At 67.7% G+C, this 3,943-nt stretch carries 3 protein-coding genes and 1 pseudogene; all 4 read left to right on the plus strand.

The window, feature by feature from the left end; all coding sequences use genetic code 11:
* Positions 1–182: pseudogene (locus C6N31_RS41920) on the plus strand (hypothetical protein); the annotation flags it as partial.
* A gap of 163 nt (positions 183–345) precedes the next feature.
* Entirely contained in the window at positions 346–1,449 is a 1,104-nt protein-coding gene (locus C6N31_RS41925; protein ID WP_198359589.1) for a tyrosine-type recombinase/integrase, read from the plus strand.
* Positions 1,450–1,461: 12 nt separating this feature from the next.
* On the plus strand, positions 1,462–1,809 hold the full coding sequence (locus tag C6N31_RS41930) for a helix-turn-helix domain-containing protein (RefSeq protein ID WP_198359590.1): 348 nt from the start codon (positions 1,462–1,464) through the stop codon (positions 1,807–1,809).
* Positions 1,806–3,797, plus strand: a complete 1,992-nt coding sequence (locus C6N31_RS41935; protein ID WP_198359591.1) for a site-specific integrase — start codon at positions 1,806–1,808, stop codon at positions 3,795–3,797. Before C6N31_RS41930 ends, C6N31_RS41935 begins: the two co-directional genes overlap by 4 nt.
* Positions 3,798–3,943 lie beyond the last annotated feature (146 nt).

Below are 3,943 nucleotides of genomic sequence, written 5' to 3' on the forward strand. Positions count from 1 at the left end.
ACCACAGGGACAATCACGCACCCGACCACAGGGGAACTCACGGGATGTCCCACATCATCGACGCCGAGACCGGCGAGCGGATCGACGTGCTGCATGACCGGACCGCCCAGACCCTGACCACGTGGCTGCGCGAGCACCCGGGGGCCCAGTACGTCTGCCGGGACGGCTCCGCCACCTACGCCAACCCTCGGGAATTGCATCAGACGGGCGAGAAGCTGCAGGCCAGCAGCTCACGGCGACGCCCTGATGCTCTCGAAGGCTACTACGAACTGGCCATCTGATCAGGCAGTTTGCCGCGCTCATCCCATCTGATGCAAGATCTGCCCTCTAGAAGGGATGGTCTGCGTGGTGCATCAGCGTACGGTGGCCCTGGCCGGGTCGGCTCGTCTGGAGCTCGTCTCCGGGGTGGCACAGCTGCGTCCCGAGGACGCGATGTTCGACGCGATGCTGCGGGGATGGCGGGCTCAGCAGAAGTCCCGCGGGCTGCGGGATGAGACGGTGGAGGACCGGGAACGACTGGTCCGCCGCTTTCACGAGTTCGTGAACGACTACCCGTGGCAGTGGAGGCCGGGCCATGTCGACGAGTGGTCGGCGTACTTGACGGGTGAGCGGCATCTGGCTCCGTCGACGATCCGCGCCTATCAGGGTGATGTCCGGCAGTTCACGGAGTTCCTCATCGACGGCCGTTACGGCTGGGTGCCGGCGTGTGAGGAGGCGTTCGGCACCTATCCGGTGGCGATCTGTCACGAGTGGAACACCATGGTGCACCTGCAGGGCTACGAGGGCAGCCCGGAGGCCCGGCCATTCACCCGCGAGGAACTCCAGCAGTTCCTCGACTACGCCGACGACCAGGTCGAGCGGGCCGTACGCTCCAAGCGCAAGGGGGCCTTGGCCGCGTATCGGGATGCGACCATCTTCAAGACCATCTACGGGTGGGGACTGCGGCGGACCGAGACGTCGAAGCTGGACGTGACCGACTGGGGGCGGAACCCAAAGGCACCGCAGTTCGGCCGGTACGGCATGCTCAACGTCCGCTACGGCAAGGCGAAGAGGGGGCAGCCGCCGCGTCGCAGGAACGTGCTGTCGGTGATGGACTGGGCCGTGGAGGCGGTCGCCGACTACGTCGCGAACGTCCGGCCCCGGTTCGGCTACCCCGATCACCCCGCGCTCTGGCTCACCGAGCGCGGCGGCCGGGTCAAGCCGTCGGAGATCAACGCCAGGTTCGTCGCCTACCGGGACGCGTTGGGCCTGCCGAAGGAGCTGACTCCGCACTCCGAGCGTCATGCCTATGTCACGCATCTGACCGAGGACGGGGTGGACCGGCGCTTCATCCAGCAGCAGGTCGGCCACGAGTGCGACAGCTCCACCGCGATCTACACCCATGTCAGCGACGACTTCATGAACACTGCTCTGAGCAGGGCACTGGCACCGGCGTTCGCCGGATCTTGAGGAGGTACGGAGATGGACGGCAAGCTCGATTACCGCTGGCATCTGCGCAAGGTGATGGCCGAGCGCGGGATGTTCTCCACCACCGATCTCATCGCGCCGTTGTCCGAGCGCGGGATCACCCTGTCCACCAGCCAGGTGTATCGGCTGGTGGTGGAGCGGCCCGAGCGGCTCAGCTTGAAGATCCTCATGGCGCTGCTCGATCTCCTGGACTGCACAATGGACAACCTCATCGAGCCGGCCGCCGCCACGGGCACCGCTGCCACACGACCGAAGAAGGCCGCCGCCGGCGCCTCCACGAACACCGACAGCCTCGGGAACCTGCGCCCCAAGCGGGCACGGATCACCAGGGCCGAATCATGACAAAGCGTCAGGACTGGGCGGCCGGCGAAGAAGTCAGAACTCTGCTCACTCTGCTCTCCGAACTGGAACCCGCACTGGGCCAGGAAGCCCTCCTGGGGGCGATCGGCCAGGCCGCGGCACGGCCCGACGGACGACGCCGCCTTGCCCGCGACGTCACGCGGCGGCCGGAACTCCTCACCGGCCAGGGCATGTTTGCCGACTCTCCCAGTGTCCTGCGGTTCATCGACGCACTCGTTGATGCCGGCGCCTCGGCGGTGATCGTGCCGTCCTGCCCCCGCTGCGGCAAGCAGAGAAAGCTCGGCCCGCCCGTCGACGGAGTACGCATCTGCCACGGATGCAGAGCGAAAGCCCGGGCCCTGCCCTGCGGCCGGTGCGGGAAGACCCGCCCCACCGCCCGCCGCCACGACAACGGGCATCCTCTCTGCCAGAACTGCTGGCATCAAGATCCCCGCAGCTGGAAGCCGTGCACCGGATGCGGGAACAACCGGCGCGTCGCCGCGGTCACCCCAGACGGCCCGGTCTGCCAGAACTGCCGCCCCGGCCACGACCTCCCCTGCACCCTCTGCGGGACTACCGGCAGCCGGATCGGCATCTCCCGCGCGATCAGCAAACCCGTCTGCGAACGGTGCCGACAACGCTGGATCATCTGCTCGGCCTGCGGCACCGGGGCCGTACTCAAGGGCGGCACCCTCGACAAGCCGCTCTGCGCCTCCTGCCTCAACCCCGATCCGGCATTCTGGAAACGCTGCTCGACCTGCCGAACCACCTGGCAACTCTCGACCGCGCAGTGCACGCGGTGCTCCCTGGACCGGAAGTTGAAGGACATCTTCGCCCCGCCCAGCGGCACCACACTGCCCGCACTCGATCAACTCCGAGAGGCACTCGTCCAATCCGACCGGCCCGACAGCGTCGATACCTGGCTGACCAGACACGGAGTCCGCACCACCCTGCGCGACGTCGCGCGCGGACGCCGCCGTCTGTCCCACGACTTCCTGGACACCATGCCGCCCAGCCTCACCCTGAACCACCTGCGAGCGATGCTGGTCGTCTCCGGCGCTCTCCCTCGCCGAGACGAGCTCCTCGCCGGCCTTGAGACCTGGATCGACCAGGCCCTGGCCTCGCGCTCGTTACCCGAGCACCATCGGGCCCTGCACGGATACGCCGTCTGGCACCAGCTACGCCGACTGCGCGGCCGCCTCCACGGCAACCCCGTCACCGACCAGCAGGCCAGGAACCTGCGCCAGCAGATCACCGCCGCCACGGCCTTCCTGGACTGGCTCGAGGACCGAGAGCTGACGTTGCAGACCTGCACCCAGGCCGACCTCGACCTCTGGCGCACGGATCACCCCGGTCACCGGCAACGGTCCGCGAACTTCGTACGGTGGGCAGTAACCCACCGGCATGCCTCCCGCCTCACCGCACCGAGCACCCGCTGGTCCGGCCCGGCCGGACCCCTCGACCAGGATCGCCGATGGAGCGATGCCCGCCGCCTGCTCCACGACGACGCCTGCCCCCTCGTCACTCGAACCGCCGGGCTGCTGGTCCTGCTCTACGCACAAAAGCTCAGCGACATCACGGCCTTGACCGTCAAACACGTACGCCACCACGGCGACCGCACCTTCCTGCACTTGGGCAGCCGCCCCATCGTCCTGCCCAACCCACTGGACGAGCTCGTCGACGAGCTCGTCGCCACCCGCAGACCACCGGGAAGCGGTGTCCTCCACGAGGAATCCGGCTGGTTGTTCCCAGGGCACCGCCGAGGGCTCCCACTGACCGAAGGCGCACTCGCCCGACGCCTGCACGCCCTCGGGATCACCCCACGACACAGCCGGAACACCGCTCTGTTCGCGCTCGCCGCCGAACTCCCCGCAGCAATCCTGGCCAAGACCTTGGGGATCCACATCCAAAGCGCCGTCCAGTGGCAGAAGATCGCCGCCGGCGACTGGAACTCCTACGCCGCCGACATCAGCCAGCGCCCGAGGGCCTGAACTCAAGGCATTCGGACAGTTCCAATACCCGACTCCACCATTAGAAGCGATCCGCCAGGCCCTGCCCGTAGCGGTGCAGGTCAGCGACAGGTGGCAGTGCGCCATGAGGCGCCTTGTCTTATCCCCGATTCAGTCGGGATGAATTT

Origin of the sequence: Streptomyces fildesensis, from assembly GCF_016107395.1 — a bacterium.
Classification (GTDB): domain Bacteria; phylum Actinomycetota; class Actinomycetes; order Streptomycetales; family Streptomycetaceae; genus Actinacidiphila; species Actinacidiphila fildesensis.